This is a genomic window from Halalkalibacter alkaliphilus (assembly GCF_023555415.1).
Classification (GTDB): Bacteria; Bacillota; Bacilli; order Bacillales; family Bacillaceae_D; genus Halalkalibacter; species Halalkalibacter alkaliphilus.
This window is the reverse complement of sequence record NZ_JAKRYL010000010.1, coordinates 117,953-135,320: the sequence shown is the minus strand read 5'-3', so window position 1 is coordinate 135,320 and position 17,368 is coordinate 117,953. Positions and strand designations below refer to the sequence as shown.

Annotated in this window: 14 protein-coding genes; 1 reads left to right on the top strand and 13 read right to left on the bottom strand. The window is 36.2% G+C overall.

Annotated features, from left to right (window positions below; genetic code table 11):
• Nucleotides 1-187: 187 nt before the first annotated feature.
• The 12 genes from MF646_RS11400 to uraD all read right to left on the bottom strand — a co-directional run bounded on the left by MF646_RS11400 (nucleotide 188) and on the right by uraD (nucleotide 14,522).
• Complete coding sequence (locus tag MF646_RS11400; RefSeq protein WP_250096620.1) at nucleotides 188-2,002, bottom strand: ABC transporter ATP-binding protein; 1,815 nt, start codon at nucleotides 2,000-2,002, stop codon at nucleotides 188-190.
• Nucleotides 1,995-3,719 carry an ABC transporter ATP-binding protein gene (locus MF646_RS11395; protein ID WP_250096619.1) on the bottom strand — a complete coding sequence of 575 codons (1,725 nt, stop codon included), beginning with the start codon at nucleotides 3,717-3,719 and terminating at the stop codon, nucleotides 1,995-1,997. Before MF646_RS11395 ends, MF646_RS11400 begins: the two co-directional genes overlap by 8 nt.
• A gap of 155 nt (nucleotides 3,720-3,874) precedes the next feature.
• On the bottom strand, nucleotides 3,875-5,050 hold the full coding sequence (locus MF646_RS11390) for an ATP-binding protein (protein WP_250096618.1): 1,176 nt from the start codon (nucleotides 5,048-5,050) through the stop codon (nucleotides 3,875-3,877).
• 96 nt (nucleotides 5,051-5,146) lie between these two features.
• The gene (locus MF646_RS11385) at nucleotides 5,147-5,830 is read right to left on the bottom strand and encodes a Na-translocating system protein MpsC family protein (RefSeq protein ID WP_250096617.1); all 684 of its coding nucleotides are present in this window, start codon (nucleotides 5,828-5,830) and stop codon (nucleotides 5,147-5,149) included.
• A gap of 195 nt (nucleotides 5,831-6,025) precedes the next feature.
• Entirely contained in the window at nucleotides 6,026-6,469 is a 444-nt protein-coding gene (locus tag MF646_RS11380) for a hypothetical protein (RefSeq protein WP_250096616.1), read from the bottom strand.
• Between the two features lie 240 nt (nucleotides 6,470-6,709).
• Nucleotides 6,710-7,402: a Na-translocating system protein MpsC family protein gene (locus MF646_RS11375; protein ID WP_250096615.1), complete on the bottom strand. Its 693-nt coding sequence runs from the start codon at nucleotides 7,400-7,402 to the stop codon at nucleotides 6,710-6,712.
• A gap of 320 nt (nucleotides 7,403-7,722) precedes the next feature.
• Nucleotides 7,723-8,583 carry a fumarylacetoacetate hydrolase family protein gene (locus MF646_RS11370; protein ID WP_250096614.1) on the bottom strand — a complete coding sequence of 287 codons (861 nt, stop codon included), beginning with the start codon at nucleotides 8,581-8,583 and terminating at the stop codon, nucleotides 7,723-7,725.
• 27 nt (nucleotides 8,584-8,610) lie between these two features.
• Nucleotides 8,611-9,786, bottom strand: coding sequence for an amidase (locus tag MF646_RS11365; protein ID WP_250096613.1), 1,176 nt, complete (start codon nucleotides 9,784-9,786; stop codon nucleotides 8,611-8,613).
• A gap of 16 nt (nucleotides 9,787-9,802) precedes the next feature.
• Complete coding sequence (locus tag MF646_RS11360) at nucleotides 9,803-11,047, bottom strand: pyridoxal-phosphate-dependent aminotransferase family protein (RefSeq protein ID WP_250096612.1); 1,245 nt, start codon at nucleotides 11,045-11,047, stop codon at nucleotides 9,803-9,805.
• A 27-nt stretch (nucleotides 11,048-11,074) separates the two neighbouring features.
• On the bottom strand, nucleotides 11,075-12,319 hold the full coding sequence (locus MF646_RS11355) for a Zn-dependent hydrolase (RefSeq protein ID WP_250096611.1): 1,245 nt from the start codon (nucleotides 12,317-12,319) through the stop codon (nucleotides 11,075-11,077).
• Between the two features lie 268 nt (nucleotides 12,320-12,587).
• Nucleotides 12,588-13,604 (bottom strand): ABC transporter substrate-binding protein, encoded by a 1,017-nt coding sequence (locus MF646_RS11350; protein ID WP_250096610.1) that lies wholly within the window; start codon nucleotides 13,602-13,604, stop codon nucleotides 12,588-12,590.
• Between the two features lie 57 nt (nucleotides 13,605-13,661).
• Nucleotides 13,662-14,522 (bottom strand): 2-oxo-4-hydroxy-4-carboxy-5-ureidoimidazoline decarboxylase, encoded by an 861-nt coding sequence (gene uraD / locus MF646_RS23565; protein ID WP_338035492.1) that lies wholly within the window; start codon nucleotides 14,520-14,522, stop codon nucleotides 13,662-13,664.
• Nucleotides 14,523-15,021: 499 nt separating this feature from the next.
• On the opposite strand from uraD, the gene MF646_RS11335 reads away from it, so the two are divergent.
• Nucleotides 15,022-16,695, top strand: coding sequence for a PucR family transcriptional regulator (locus MF646_RS11335; RefSeq protein ID WP_250096609.1), 1,674 nt, complete (start codon nucleotides 15,022-15,024; stop codon nucleotides 16,693-16,695).
• 22 nt (nucleotides 16,696-16,717) lie between these two features.
• Here the strand turns inward: MF646_RS11335 and MF646_RS11330 are convergent, their stop codons facing one another.
• The gene (locus tag MF646_RS11330; RefSeq protein WP_250096608.1) at nucleotides 16,718-17,341 is read right to left on the bottom strand and encodes a nucleotidyltransferase family protein; all 624 of its coding nucleotides are present in this window, start codon (nucleotides 17,339-17,341) and stop codon (nucleotides 16,718-16,720) included.
• Between the last annotated feature and the right edge of the window lie 27 nt (nucleotides 17,342-17,368).

Here is a 17,368-nt window from a genome sequence, read left to right as displayed (position 1 = left end):
TTTTACGAACAAAAAGAAATTATTTTTTTGCTTTATTAAACAAAAAGGTCACTTTACTCAATTTCCAATTCCATTAGTTATTAAAAAGAGGTGTCTCATAAGGTCTGTTTTTGACCTTTTTGAGACACCCCCGTTTATTTTGATTAGTAGTTTTGTTTTTTGACTTCAGTTACGAAAATCTCTTTCTTTATGAGCGACTACACATATCATAATAATATCCCCTTTCAGAGATTAATTGATCATGTGATCCCTTTTCAAAGAGTTTCCCTTCTTTTAAAACAATAATCTGATTCGCTTCCTTAATCGTATTCAAGCGGTGGGCAATCACAAAACTCGTTTTCCCTTTCATTAGCCTTCGAAGAGCTTCTTGTATTTTAATTTCAGTAATGGTATCAATGCTACTTGTCGCTTCATCTAAGATTAACATCGATGGATTGGCAAGCATGACTCTCGCAATCGATAAAAGCTGTTTTTGCCCTTGACTAATTCCACTTCCATCTTGATCTAATACCGTTTCATATCCGTTTGATAAGGACGTAATAAATGAATGAGCATTTGCCTGCTTAGCTGCTTCTTCTACCTCCTCATCACTTGCATCAAGTCTACCATAACGAATGTTTTCTCTAATTGACCCTTGAAACAAGTGAGTATCTTGAAGAACAAAGCCAAGCTGCTGCCGCAAACTCCCAATTTTCACTTCAGTAATATCATGCCCATCGACTGTAATTGCTCCACTTACTGGCTCATAAAATTTGGAAAGTAAATTAATGATTGTCGTTTTACCTGCTCCCGTAGGACCGACTAAAGCAACGGTTTCACCCTCGTTCACCTTAAAGCTGACATTAGAAATGGTGTTTTGATCGTCCTCATAAGAAAAAGATACATTCTCAAACGATACGTCTCCTTTTATTTCAGACAATTCACGGGCATTGACTTTGTCTCTTTCTTCTTCCTCATCAATGACTTCAAACACTCTTTCTGCACCCGCTACGGCAGATAATAATGTATTAAACTGATTAGCAAGATCATTTAGCGGACGTGTAAATTGCCTGGAATACTCAGCGAATATCACAATGACCCCAATTGTAATTAAATTATTAAATGCTAGAATTCCGCCTATTCCGGCAATAAAAGCAAAGCTCATATTATTTAATACATTCATTAACTTTGGAATAAAGCCGGAATATGTTTGAGCCCAAAACCCCGCTCCCCTCAAGCGTTCACTTTTCCCTTTGAAAGCATGTACTACATATTCTTCCTTAGAAAAAGCTTTAACAATTCTCTGACCAGAAATAGTTTCTTCAATATATCCATTAACTTCTCCTAAGTGCTTTTGCTGCTCTTTGAAAAATAAGCTTGTTCTCCGCGTTATCCACTTCATCCCAAATACCATTAAGGGAACAACAACCAAAGTAATAACTGTTAATATAGGACTTAACCAAACCATCACAACAATAATTCCTATAAAGGTCAAAATACTTGAGATGATTTGAATGACAGAACTATTTAACGTTGTACTGACATTTTCTATATCATTTGTCAACCTACTCATCAGCTCACCATGTTGGCGTTTATCTAAATAGGAAATCGGCAGCTTTTGAAGACGAGTAAATAATTGCAACCTCATTGCATAAATCGTTTTTTGAGCTACTCCTATCATCCAAAAATTTTGTAACCATATACTAATTGAATAGAAAACATAAATAAGAAACAGGTAGATTAATAGTTGAAACAACCCATTTACATCATGACTTACTAAGAACTCATCGATAGCCATTCCAACGAGGAAAGGTCCTAACAAACTTAATGCTGAACTTAAAAAAATCATGAATATGACAAGAACGATATATTTTTTATGAACAGCAAGATAATTCCAAATTCGTTTAATTGTACTTTTCCAATTTTTCGGTTTTGTTTTTACTATTTTTCCTTCCGTTTTCGTATCAGAATCAGGTAAGGGAATCCTCTTATATCGGAAAGGTCTCGTCAGTTGATTAGACATTTAGTTCCTCCTCTCTCATCTGAGATTGAAGTATTCCCCTATAAAGCTCTGATTCTTTCTGTAATTGTTCATGATCTCCTTCGGCTATCAATTGACCTTCTTGTAGTAAAATAATATTATCAGCCTTCATGGCAGAGCTTATTTTTTGTGTAATCATTAACGTAGTGCATGAGTAGTTTTTCAATGCTTCTAGAAAACTAGCCTCCGTTTTCACATCTAAGGCACTCGTACAATCATCTAATAGTAATATTTTAGGCCTACGTACTAGCGCTCTAGCAATAGACAACCTCTGCTTCTGTCCGCCAGACAAATTCACACCTTTTTGTCCTATTTTCGTCTCATATTGATCTGGAAGTTTCTCAATTACATTATGGATTTGAGCGTGTTTACATGCTTCAACTATTTCTTCTAAAGTTGCCTCTTCATTCCCCCATTGGATATTCTCTCGTATCGTACCAGAGAATAAAAATACATCCTGAGGAACATAGCCAATTTGACGGCGCAACTGTTCAGGGTTGAAGTTCTTTATATCCAAATCATCTATTAGAATTCGCCCTTCGCATGCCTCATACATCTTCGGAATGAGTTGAAATAGCGTTGTTTTCCCAGATCCGGTTACACCTAAGATAGCTAACATCTTACCTTCATTTGCTTTAAAAGAGATATCATGTAACACTTTCCCTCTTGTATTAGGATACGAAAAGCCAACGTGTTCAAACTCAATTGAACCATTTATTCGTTTCCCAGAATACTCACCTGCGTTTCCTCGCTGTTCTTCTTCATGTGTTAACACTTCAGAAATCCGTTCAGCTGATGCACGTGCTCTCGAAAAGACTATAATAATCATTGAAAATACGGTTAGAGCTGAAGTGATACGAGTTGCATAGTTTACAATCGCAACAATTTCCCCTACTTGAGCTCCTCCTGAATTAACCTCAAATGTTCCAAACCATAGAATGGCCATAATGCCAACATTCATAAGAAACAACAATACTGGCATCGCAATTTCCATTAGCCTTAGTGCCGACATTGTTTTTTCCATCAATGCTTCATTGCTCTTTTTGAACCGATTATTCTCATGATCATGACGGACAAACACCTTCACTAGCCTCATTGCAGTTAGGTTTTCCCGCATGACATGGTTCACGCCATCTAATTTCGTTTGGACGCGCTTGAAAAGGGCTCCTCCTTTTTTCATCATCCAAATTAAAAACATCACAATAACCGGAATTGACACAGCTAGAATAAGAGCTAGCTTAACATTAATGAAAAACGCCATAATGGTACCACCGATAATTAACAAAGGAGCTCGCATCATGATCCGTAAACTCATGAAGATCGTATTTTGAATTTGTGTTACATCATTCGTCAGTCTTGTTATTAATGATGAAGTCTCAAACCTTTGCAGCTGAGAAAAGGTAAACTTTTGAATCTTACTATAAAGTCCTGAACGCAAATCAAATCCTGTACTTTGACTTACATGGGCCGCATAAAAGGAGTTAATAACTCCCGCTACAAAAGCAAGAAAAGACAAAGCCACCATAATGCTGCCCCAGCGTATTATTACAGCCAAGTCCTCTTGTAATATTCCATCGTCGATTATTTTAGCTAACAATAATGGGTGAAGCAGCTCCACAAAAAGTTCAATTAGCATTAAGAACAATGCTATGCTAATCGGAAGTTTATACGGCCTTAAAAAACCAAATACGTTGGACACACAAACATCCCCCATATACCTATTAATTTTCGCAATTCGAAATAACATAGTTAATTATAGCTTATTTTGTATAATTCTACTAATATTCAGTTGGAATTATTAGACGATTCAAAATACTATATTGTACAAATATATCTAATGCCCAAAAATGTCTATTATTGGACCGCCTTTATGCGGCTACAAGTAGGTAAGCTTATTTGGACTGTGGTTCCCTTTCCTTCTTCGCTCTCAAGACTTAAGCTACCGCCATGCTCTTCAATAATATGATTGCTTATCATTAATCCAAGTCCAGTTCCATTTTCCTTTGTTGTATAAAATTGTTTTCCAATGTTAGCTAACTTCTTTTTTGGAATTCCTTTTCCTTGATCAATAATAGCAATTTCAATGAAATCATGTTTTCGTGAAACGTTAATAGTAATGATTCCTTCATGCTTCATTGCTTCTATTGCATTCCTTAAAATATTGATAAAGACTTGCTTTAGTTTACTCTCGTCACACTTCACCATTTCCTTCTTTAGGGCCGTCTCCATTTGAAGTTTGATGTCAATATTGTAAATGATTGCTTGCGTTTTTGTTAAAGTAACGACCATCTCAATAATTTCAAAGAGGTTATGTTTTTTTATCGATAATTCCTTTGGTTTTCCTAAAAATAGTAACTCACTCACAATCAAATTTATACGCTCGATCTCAGATAGCATTATTTTCGTATACGGAGTAGATTTCGCCTCAGTACTATCTATTAATTGTAAAAATCCTTTTAAACTTGTAATTGGGTTTCGTATTTCATGGGCAATCCCTGCAGCCAGTTCACCTAATAAAGATAATTGTTCAAAATGCTGCAGTTTTGATTGATTTTCCTTTTGCTCACTTATGTCTCTAACTAGTAAGAAATATTCTTCACGTTGATGATTAGATAAAGGCTTTTGGAGCAGTTCTACATCAACCGTGTTTCCTCTTACATCAGTAAGTTTCCCTAATCTACTTTGACTTTCGTCTACTGGCTCTTTCCCTCCGCCATTAAAGACAATGTAGTTTGTGACGAGTTTTCCATTTAACTGAGCTGCTGTTGCTTCAAACATAGATAACCCAGCCCTATTTACATAATCAATTTTATCGTTTACAACAACGATAATAGGCATAGGAAGAAGCTCAATTATTGATTTTTCACTCTTATTCTTTTTTTCGATAATCTTTTGTACACAAAAAATAATGAACAATAATACACTACTGATGATTCCTACTAGCATGACAGGACTTCCAATTATCTGTGTAATGAACATTAAGAATGTACTAACAACCAGTATGATGATAATCCACGACTTATTTAACATATATCCTCCTTTTTAAATACAAAAAGACCTAACTCCCCAAAACGGTTGAAGTTAGGTCACGCGAGACTTTTTATTCCTCACATTTACCTTTTTATTTTATTGTAGAATAAACACCATAAGTGATTTATCTTTCTCAACATCCCAATCAATAAAGATATCACGGACAACTCGATTAAGAATTTCGTTAAATCTACTATAGCGATGGAAATACTCTTTTTCTAACTCATCCTTCGTTATAAGTAATTCATTTTTGTACCCTTTTGATATTAATGCTTTTTCAATCTGAATTAAAATACCTTCTCTTTTTACTAATAGTATTGTATCAGAAAGCGGGGTTATTTCAATTTCATCAGGCACTTTCTGAACGATTGCACTGATTCGACTAATTTCTTTTTCAAATTCCCCGATATTGTTCACTTGTGTAATGCTCTTTTTTTCAACCTCTTTCTCAAATACAAGGATTATGACCCCTGTATTATTAGGAAAGTTCCAGTCTTGATAGTACTCAATGACATCAACTTCCAAAGAAATTTGAACAACTCCCTTGAGTTCTTCTAACACGTGAGCAATGATGACTGACCTAGCAGTATCGACATCCTTTGACATGCCTTGTTGAAGAAGGACTTCTTCCATTGGTGAGATAAATCCTCGTATATGTAATAATAAGTACCGTTCTGAAAGTGTTCCTGAACAAAGCTCAGGACCTCGCCCAAATTTCTTTCTAAGTAATTTACTTGTATAACTACTAATATGGTTTAATTGCTCTTGAAAGTCTGTCATTATACTCCCTCTTTCAAAGGGAACAATAATCAATGCCGTTAAGACACCAACCAACTGCATTATACCACAACTTATCCAATCTTGGATAATTTATCTAGTGGTGATCAGCTATGTCCCCAAGCTTTAATGGCACTTTGAAATCGTATGAGTATATTATTGACTTTGACTTTCAGAATTAAACTTCTTGTGAAGGAATTATTTTACTACTTCGAGCAGTAAGCTCCTTCCGTATTCAATTAAATATTTCAATGTAGTAATATGCTCTTGTGTTACAGAGCATATAAAGGACTCTTGTGTCATCATTAATTGTAGCTTCGTAAATAACGTGTTTTGCACACCTATCATTTTAACAATTTTTGTTCCCATTTCAATAATGGTAGGTGCATCATCAAGACCCTCTACTAGTACGTTTAATAGTCTATTCATATTCACCTTTTTCTCTGTAATTATTTCATTTAAACAATAATCAGCGTCTCCGCTAAGGAACTTTCTATTAGCAATAATGATTTTTTCTATTTCGTCCACTATTTTTTGTAGTTCTAGCTTTTTTTCTTGTATTCTCTCGATAATTTGCACACTATACTTATGTTCATAAGTTGAGTAATCAGCGTTTTTTAACAAATCTTTTATATTCACCATTCTATTTACTCTCCTAATTCAAGTAATCCGAATTATCCATAAATAAAAAAGCCAAAACAGAGAATATGAGTATTCCATTTCTGCTTTGGCTTATGTAAGTTTTCATCTCATCATTTAGACCACTTTTATTAATTAAGTTATTTAACCATTATTTTATTACTAAAAAGAAGTGTTTATTCTAATTTACTATAAAATGACAATTCTTTTTAATTATACTTCATTATTGTAAGAATGTAAATTTCATTTCACATAAAAGACAATATAACTTTTATTTTCTTCGTAATCCCATGTAACGAAAAGCTGATTAATCTCTCGACCAAGAACTGGCTCAAATTCATAGCGAAATTCATTATAATTTTTCCGTATTTCCTGCCCTTGCTCTAATAATAAGTCATCATATCCATTCTCAAACAAAAGGTTTTCCGTTTTAATAAGAACTCCACTACATTCCATGACCTGTACAGCTGTTTCGGACAAAATCCATCTTACACCTGATGGTCTTTTATGTACTTTATCACTTACATATTTAATCTTTTCAATAAAGGAGTCTTCCAATGCATGGTTTGCAATAGGTTCAGCAAGTAGCGGTTCCGTTCCAACAAACATAATTAATCCTACATTTTTTTCGTAATCCCAATCAAAAAGCGATTTTTTAATTTCTATGTTTGTCACCCTAGTAATATCTGCTTTTACCTCTTCAATGATCGCTTTCACTAAAATTGATCGAAATTTCAAAGCAAGACTTAGCTCATTTTTATTACAAAGCACTTCCTCTGCGGGTGTAATAAAATGATGAACTTTCACAATGACAAGGTTATTCTTCACAACAATATTGCATTGCTCTGGACCTTTCCCTAATCGTCGTTTCATTATCTTACAAATAAAACTACTTAAATACGTTAAATCTCGTTGCTGATGACTATCTTTAAGCATTTTATAATCCTCCTTATCAAACAAAACTACCAAAAAAATACAAAAAAAGACCTAACCTTCACCAAGAGTGAAAAGTTAGGCCATGAATAAGACTTCTATACTATGTATATATTCTTTCATTTACCATTCAATATTCATTGTGTATTCTAAACTAAGTATTTAACCATTGTTCATTTCGGTGACCGCTGACAGCTAGACAGCAATCATCTAGAATACTAGCATACTCTTAAGGATAATTCAATCAGTTACTCTTACTTTTCACAAAACACCCTTCCACTAAAAAAAAGAGAAGGCTGACTCAAACCCTCTCTCCCTTATTCTTACACTTGTACAACTTTGTTACTTAATGATTCAAAACCTGAAATCTTGCATTCAACGACATCACCCTGACGAATCACCACAGCTCCAGGTGTACCGGTCATAATAATATCCCCAGGCAACAACGTTGTGACTTGGGACAAAAAGGAAACAATGTAAGCTGGTGAACAAATCATATTTTCCACTTTATTTTCGTGTACGATGCTACCATTTAACATTGTTGTAACTTGTAACGACTCTATGTTTTCCACTTCGTCCTTTGTTCGTAGCACTGGACCAAATCCAAAAAATGTATCAAAGCTTTTTGCCCTTTGGATAAACCGGGGGTTTTCCGCGTGAATGTCTGCAGCAGTTATATCTACTGCTGTTGTATAACCAACAATGACATCTTGAACATCTTTTTCAGGTACGTTTTTACATTTCTTTCCGATAATAATAGCTAGTTCCGCTTCTGCAGTTGTCCTTTTTGATTGAAGAGGAATTTCAATTGCATCGTTATCACCAATAATGCTAGTATCAGGCTTCATAAAAAAGACAGGATCGGACGTTTCTAATCCACCTAGCTCCGACCTTACCGTTACATAATTCATTCCTATTCCCCAAATTTTATGAGGACAACGATATAAAGGAGCATATATAACTTCCTGTTTAGAGAGGAATAGATCTTTCTTTATTCGATCTATACCTCCACTAGAATACCACTCTCTTACGTCACCAAGTTCACCTGACTCAATAAGTTTAAAAATAGAAAGAGACCAACTTTTCTGTTCTTGTTCATTAATGTCCTCTATTAAAACGATTCCCTCATCAGTTACAATGCCAGGAATTTCTTTGTTTCCTCTTTTTACTGTGGCAAGCTTCATGATCATCACCTATCATTATGTATTTGATTATGCAAATAGGCTTGTATTCTCATAAACCCATTGCAACAAGCGTCTATCCTGATTAGGGCCAGCAATAACTGAAAGGGCAATTGGCATTCCAACTTTCCCCTCAATCGGAATCGTCACTTGTGGAAAACCGGTTAGCCCAGCAATACACGATAGCTGCATTGTTTGTGAACGGCGCTCTTCAATCTCTTCACCTGACAAATTACACAGAGGAGCTTCCCCTGGTGTTGTTGGGATGATTAGTAATTGGTCTTCTCCTAACACTTCTAGCAGCTTTGTAGAAATAGTTTCTTTTAGCCTTAGATTTTCCGGCTTATCTTCTTCTCTTAATGTACTTGCCCAGTCAAATCTAGCAGCAATATCTGGACCAAAGCTCGGATTCACTTCATTGATCCATTTACCATGGTTTTTCCATATCTCTAATCCTTGAAGTGTTCTAAAGCAGCTTGCCCACTTTTGTAACCCCCCTTCTGCAATCGTTAGCCATTCTGATTGCAACTCATTTCCCAGTCTGTCTGTATACGTTTCTAAAACTTCCTTACTTTTCTCATCGGCCAATTCCCAAGCATCAGTCCCAAATAAAAGGCTTGCAAAAGGTTTGTCTAATAATCGATTTTCTTTAATTAAGGAACTGCCTACCTCGAGTAATAATTGTGGGTCAGATGTCATCCAGCCAACTGTGTCAAAGCTTTCAGCAAGAGGAATCACTCCATTAATCGGTACAAGCCCGTGAGTAGGACGGAATCCGTAAACTCCGCAATAGGCTGCTGGAATTCGAACAGAGCCACCTGTATCAGTCCCAATAGCAAAATCGACTACTCCCGATGAAGCAGCAACTGCTGAGCCACTAGATGACCCTCCAGGAATATGCCCCTCCGCTTTCGGATTTACTGGTGTACCATAGTGGTAATTTTCCCCATTTAAACTATACATCAACTCATCTGTAATAGTAGTACCCGTTAACGTAGCACCTGATTGTAACAAAAGTTCTATAGATACAGCATTCTTTTCTGCTGGGGTATGGGTTCGTAGCCAATCCGGATTCCCTGCACTTGAAGTGATTCCTTTAATATCAAATACGTCTTTCACAGCAAATGTACGACCTGAGAGGTTCCCTGTTTTCACTGGTTTTACTATGACATTTTCATCAACAAACGCATTATAGTGATCCTTCATACATACCTCCCTTTAATTACACACTCTCGATTCTTTCTTTGTTTTGGTAAACATCTAGCGCAGCTTGAACTCCTTCTCCAACATTCAGTTTCACTTTATGACGCATAAGCACCGCTTCTAGTGAGGCTAGTGTTAGTAAAACATTTCGCTGCTGGCAACTGTAACCCATCGTACCAATTCTCCAAATCTTTCCGTGTAATGGACCAAACGAACTTGCAATCTCAATGCCAAATTCATCTAAAAGCATTGATCTAACTGAATCACCATCAATACCTTCTGGGATGTTAACACACGTGACAGTCGGTAATTTATGATTATTGTCTCCAAAGAGAGACAGCCCCATCGCTTCAATTCCCCTGACCAATGCTCTTTCATTTAGACGGTGTCTTTTGAAACGTTGGTCTAAACCTTCTTCAAGAATTAAACGTAATCCTTCATATAACCCATATAACATTGTCGTTGCTTCTGTATGATGGTTTAGTCTTGCAGGACTCCAATAGTCTTGTAATTGACTTAGATCTAAGTAGTTACTACGGATCTTTCTATGATTGTTGGAGGCTTGTTTATCAGTTACAAGCCCTTTCTCGATTGACTTTCTCTCTAACAAGATGGCTTCAATTCGATCATTATACGTCAATGGTGCCATCCCTGCAGGAACAGATAAGCACTTCTGTGTACCTGTAATCAATCCATCAATTTTCCATTCATCCGTTTTCACTTCTGTTCCAGCCACTGTTGCAACAGCATCAACAATAAGCAATACATCCAATTCGCGACAAGCAAGGCCTATTTCCTCTAAAGGCTGCATTCTTCCCGTAGATGTGTCGCCATGAACCATTGCTACCACTTTTGGACGTACCTTTTTAATCTCAGAGATTATCTCCTCTGGGTCAAACACACTTCCCCAGTCACAATAAATAGCATGAATTTCCGCCCCGCAGCGCTCTGCAATTTCAGTTAATAAACCGCCAAATCGTCCAAAAGAAGGGATGAGAACTTTATCTCCTTCTTCTAGGACACTGCAAAGCATTGCTTCAATCCCTGCTCGTGATGTACCATCCACAGGAAATGCCCAATGATTTTCAGTTTGTAATACTTTCCGTAGTTGAATCATTGTTTCATTCATTAAAGATGTAAAACTTGGATCAAATTGCCCTAAAATAGATGAGGACATTGCCTGCAATACCCTTGGATCGACCTCTACTGGTCCGGGTGTCATAATTGTTCTAGCCGGAACTTGTAATCTATTAGATAGTTGCATATTTTCTTCCCCCATTATGTTCAACTATTATTTTGCTAATTTTATTAATGCCTGTAACAATACTTGTGTACCAATGGCACAATCTTCTTCATCTGTCCATTCCTTTGGATTATGACTGATTCCATCTTTCGAACGAACAAAAATCATGCCCATATCTGTCACTTTCGTCATCATTAGGGAATCATGCCCTGCTCCACATGGTAGTTTCATAGTCGGAATATTCATCTCGGCACATGATTCTTCAAGCATATCAACAATTGATTCAGAGCAAATCGCTGGATCGACTGCTTTTTTCATATCAATTTCTGCTATTATATCTCTTCTCTCGCAAATTTCCTTAATCGCCGTATTCACTTCATCAACCATTTTCGTACGTAATTCTTTGTCACCATGTCTTAAATCAATTGAAAATACAGCTCTTCCCGGAATAATATTCACTCCACCAGGCTCGACATGTGTTTTTCCTACCGTACCGACCCCTTGGTAAGTGGTTGAAATCCGTTCCACTTCAAGCATTACTTCTGCCATTGCGAGCGAGGCATCTTTTCTCATATTCATTGGTGTAGCACCTGCATGATCTGGGTGACCATTTAGGCTAACCTCTAACCAAACAGGTCCTTGAATCGTTGTAACAACACCAACTGCTAACTCGTGTTCTTCAAGTACTTTCCCTTGTTCAATATGCATTTCTAAGTATGCTTTTATTTCTTCAGGCTTTCGAATCGCTAGTTTATACTGAGTAGCATCAAAGCCAGCTTGCACAAGCGCCTCTGCATAAGTTATTCCATTTGCATCTTTTAACTTAAGTGTAGCTTCGTCTAAATAACCGGTCATCGCCTTACTGCCAATATAGCCAGTTCCAAACCTAGTCCCTTCTTCATCTGTAAAAGATACGACTTCAATAGAATGAGTGAGCTCTATCCCTGATTCCTTTATGGAGCGAACAGCTTCAATTCCTCCTAAAACCCCTAAAGCTCCATCAAACAAACCACCTTGATAAACAGTATCCACATGAGACCCAGTCATCACTACTGGCGCGTTCTTGTCCTTCCCTTCTAATTTCCCAATAATATTTCCAACAGGGTCCACTCGAACGTCTAAGCCTGACTCCTCCATTAACTGAATTACATATTTTCTTGCCTCTAAATCTTCTAAGCTAAGAGCCAGTCTTGTCACACCTTCTTCAGTGCCATTTGAACCAGCACCGATATTACCGAGTTCCTGAATCGTCTTCCATAACCGTTGTTGATTTATTTGATTTATAATAATCATCTAGAATCAATCCCTCCTTGTAAAATCCCAGCTTCTAATTGGTTTCATTGTAGAGAATGGAGGAGGGTTAGTCATTGTTCAATATATCTAAAAATATACTATTTTATTATTCAAACTAACTAACATTTTGATGTGTTTTCACATATGACAAAAAGATGAATTGGTATATGCCTCATTCGAAATGTTAGATATTCTCCCCTTCTATTTTTATAAGATCTAAAAAAGAAGGGTTCAAGAAGGTAATTCTACCTCCTTGAACCCCCTTAAATTAGTTAGACGGCAGATATTCAATTGTATAGATTTCATTTGCATCAAATTGAGTTTCTAGTAAACCTAATTCAAACAGTTGATCAATCAGCAACTGCCAACGTTCCTCCGACATATAACCAAAACCGTGTTCTTTAGCATCGCCACCATAGACAAAATCCTTTTGCGAATCCGTCTCAAATTTTAAGTCTTCTAGAGCAAGATCAGGATTTACTTCATGAATAACTTCATTGACTTCATAAGGGGATTCTTTATAGATATTCCACCCTTCTACAAAAGATGTAACAAAGTTTTGAACAGTCTCTTCATTATTCTCAATATAATCCTTCGAAGCAAATAACACGACATTATATGGATCAAAGCCCGATTCAGACACTAGGATCGTTTCAGTCTTAATCCCTTCCTTATCTAAGAAAAATGGTTCTGATGTGACAAAAGCCTGACTGACAGACTCAAGGTCCTCAATGAAGTTAACGTGTTGTCCGGTATAACCCATTTCAGTAACTCCACTTAAATCATATTTATTCGTTAAAAAATCCCAATATGGAATACCTGGTTGAATGTAAGCTGTTCTCCCATTCATATCTTCAAATTCAGTAATATCTTCACCTTCGTGGAACATTAAAGCAGCCGGACTATTTTGCATAGCTGTCGCTAATGTAACAAGTTCAATTCCTTCATTCCTGGCAATCACTATTTGATCTGCATGAGCTAATCCAAATTGTGCATTCCCTGATGCGACAATTTGAATTGAAGAAACTTGAGGACCGCCTGCTTCAATCTCAACATCTAAGTTATGTTCAGCAAATATACCTTCTTCTTGTGCAGCAAAAACACCACCATGTTGACTTTTCGGAAACCAGTTTAATACTAGTTTTACTGATTCAGTTGAGTCAGAACCTTCTCCATCCGCGCTTCCTCCGTCTGCTTCTTGACCTCCACAAGCCGCTAGAACTAAGAGAATGAGTGTAGTTACCATTACCAACTTTGCTTTGTACGCACTCTTCAAAATCGTCATTATTTAACCCCTCTCAAATTATATTTGTTTATAAAAACCTTTTCATAGTACAAGCTATTAACTACCTCTGTATGTACTATATCCACCTGGTGCGATCAGTAATGGAACGTGGTAATGTTCATTTTCTTTTGTTATAGAAAACTGAATTGGCACAATTTCTAAGAAGTAAGACTCCTGCTCTAGCTTGTTGGTACGATAATAATCACCGACCTTAAACTGGATCTGATAGGTTCCTTTCATCTCCTTTCCTTCTAAGAGTGGCTCAGATACTCTACCATCTAAGTTTGTACGAGATTGTCCGATTCTCACAAATTGATTGTCATTATTCCTTTTCCATAGCTCAATCGCAACATTTTGAGCAGGCTTTCCAGTACTTAGATCCAAGACATGTGTCGTAAGCTTGCCAATCTCCTTTTCTAAAATTAAATCCCACAATCTAAATTTAGCGATCTTACTTACTTGTTCAAGAGCTGTTTCAAATTCCTCTTCATAGCTATTATGAATTCGAGCTTTCATATTGCTTTTTATTGCTATCTTACTTTGACCTTTTACCGCCATAATAAAGGGGAATCCAAATTTATTAATATAATCTTTATTTAACATAGAAAACTCTTCAAATTCTTGTTCTGATAACTGACTGAGTCCGGCGTTTTCCTGTTCATCTCTAGAGGATTCAGAAATCTCTAACCTCGTACCTAAATCTGGGTGAGCCCTTAAAAGAGACAGTTTCAAAGCAGTAGCAGCGCCATACACTTCCTCAATCATATGATTGTACATTTGCTCGAGATTAACAAACGGATGGGCATTCCACGACTTTTCAGCAACCCAAGGTGAATGTTCAAACACAGCACCTACAATTTCAATAAATTCTGATTGATCCATTTTATTAACCTTTTCCATTGAGATTTTAATCTTCAACACCCGCTTTCCTATTTGTAACCTAGTTATGACACCACTTTGTTGTAGCCATATCATAAAACGTTAAAGCTTCTTAGTCATTGTTTACCTTAACTTAAAACATATAGTAGCTTTGTTCAAATAGCCTAATCAAAACGAAAAGAACAACAAAAATATCAAACAAAATCAATCACTACTTATTAAATAAAAGGTTTAAAAAAACTTGTATTTCGCCACTTTTTCAATATGACTGCCCAGTACTTCCGTAAATTCCCTTAGTCCATTCAGCATGTTAGAAAAAATGACTGTAAAAATCACTATAATCAATTAACTTTAAATCTTATTTACCTTACTTTCGGTGATTATTCACCCAACACTAATGAACTCCCACCCCTATTTTGTATGAAATAACTAACTTAGATATAATTTTAGTTAGAAAACCTAACGAAGAAGTTTCGGAACTACTGATTTTCTTGTACATTGTTCACAATGAAAGTTTTTTATGTGAGGAGGAACTACAATGAGGTTATTAGACATATTAAACTTGCCAACTTTTAAAGAAGCTGCGGTTGTAGCCGGAGAAGAAGGTTTAACAAAAAACGTTCAATCCGTCAACCTTATGGATGCTCCTGATATTATTGATTATTTAAACGATGAGCAGCTACTACTGACAACCGCCTACTCAATAAAGAATAACCCTAATGCACTAATAGAGTTAGTAACGCAAATGGCTAATCAAGGCTGCGCGGGACTCGGACTAAAGACAAAACGCTTCATTGATGAAATTCCTACTGAAGTAATTGATCAAGCCAATGCATTGAATTTCCCCATTATTGAAATTCCTCTTAATTACTCTTTGGGTGAAATGTTAAATGAGGCATTAGGATGCATATTAAAAGAGCGAACACATGAATTAAATTACGCACTTAATATCCATCGAGAATTTACCGATATCGTTGTGTCAGGGGGAGGGTTTTCTAATATCATCGAAAGTTTAGCAACAATTTTAAGCCTACCTGTTATTCTACTGAATTACAGACTAGACATTATGGCCTATTCACACGAGATTGATAAGGACGTCTTCTTTGATATTTATTGGCACATTCACGAAAAGATCCATCATGAGAATTTAGATACGTACAAAGTTTTAACCATTCCAAATGAAGAGGGAACTAACGAATTTACAGAGGTTTCAATTTACCCAATTAATACAACAAATCAACAAAAAGGGTATATCATTATTTTTGGTACAACATTATCAAATGAATCTTCTTTTACACTCGCTGTTGAACAAGCAGCCAATGTCATTTCCTTTGAATTTATGAAACTACATGCACTCGAACAACATTCGCGCAGGTTAAAGAATGAATTTTTTGCCGACTTAGTCGAAGGAGCTATCCCAAGTGAAGATGAAATCATTAATCGAGGAAAAACCTATCATTTAAATAAATCTTTACAGTACATTTGCATTACTTGTAAGATGGATGACGCTTCCGAACTCTACCAAAATTCTCACCCTTTACAAACAGAAAAAGAGATTAGCTTACGTAGAGATCGCATTTATGAGTTTTTTGAATCAGTATTAACGAAGAAATTTGAAAACTGTATTGTTTTTACAAAAGGAGATTTATTTACAACATTATTAGGCTTTGAATTCTATAATGACGATAGTGAAAAAAATGTATTAGAATCGATTACTGACTTACAATCTGATTTATATCAAGCGATTGACTCTTCTATGTCATTTGGAATTAGTAATTACACAGAAAATATTACAGATATCCCTACAGCTTTCCAAGAAGCAGTCGATGCACTTCGAGCTGGTTACCGTGAAAACAAAAAAAGGTTTATTAAAACGTATCGTATTAAAGAGCTAGCAGAAATCTTTAAAACAATACCATCTCAAAAGTTGAAGGAGTTTTATCGATCGACTTTACGAGAATTAGCTTATCCGAAAGATAAAGAAAAAGAAGATCTAGTCCAAACCCTTTCCGTCTTCTTAAATCACAATTGCCAAATTTCCGAGACCGCTAAGATTATGTTTATTCACCGGAACACAGTCATTTATCGAATTAAAAAATGTGAAGAAATACTAGGTCTTGAGATAAAAGGGTCTGATGAAACCCTCACTTTAAGAACGGCCTTATTTATTCGCTCCTTTTTCAATAATAAAATCGAGAAACAAGTACTATAATGGGTGTCTCAAAAGGTCAAAACTAGACCTTTTGAGACACCCATTGTAATGCTCTTTGATAATCTTCTAGAGTGTCAATATCAAAGAGGATACCCCTATCCTTTACAACGAAATTTACTTTTTCTACAAATTGTAACAGTCCTCTTCCTCCTGTATCACCTGTAAGTATGGAAAAATCAATGTTCTTAAAGTTTCCCCAATAAATAGGATGACCTGGCTTCTCATCATAGATAGGACGGATGACAAAAGGAGCAGATACCTCTCTTGCTCTTCTCCTCCCCTCTTCTAAAACGATAGAAACCGTTTCACTCTTAATAAAAGGCTGGTCCCCTAAAAAAAACATGACTGATTGAAACGGAGAATCAATATGGTCGATTGCTGTTACAAAAGATGTACTTTGGCCAAGTCTATAGTTAGGATTATAGACCCAACATACTCGTGTTGATGCACAGACAATACCCTCTTTGATTTCTTTGGCCTTATGCCCAAGAACAACAATAACTTTTTCAAACGAATGCTCTAAAACAAGTTCAAGGACGTGCTCCAACAATTTTTTATCCTTAATTTTTAATAGCTGTTTCGCAGTTCCCATTCGAGAAGAAGTTCCTGCCGCTAAAATAACAGCACATACTTTATGATCAACCACACCAAATCGCCCCTGATCTCTAACGAA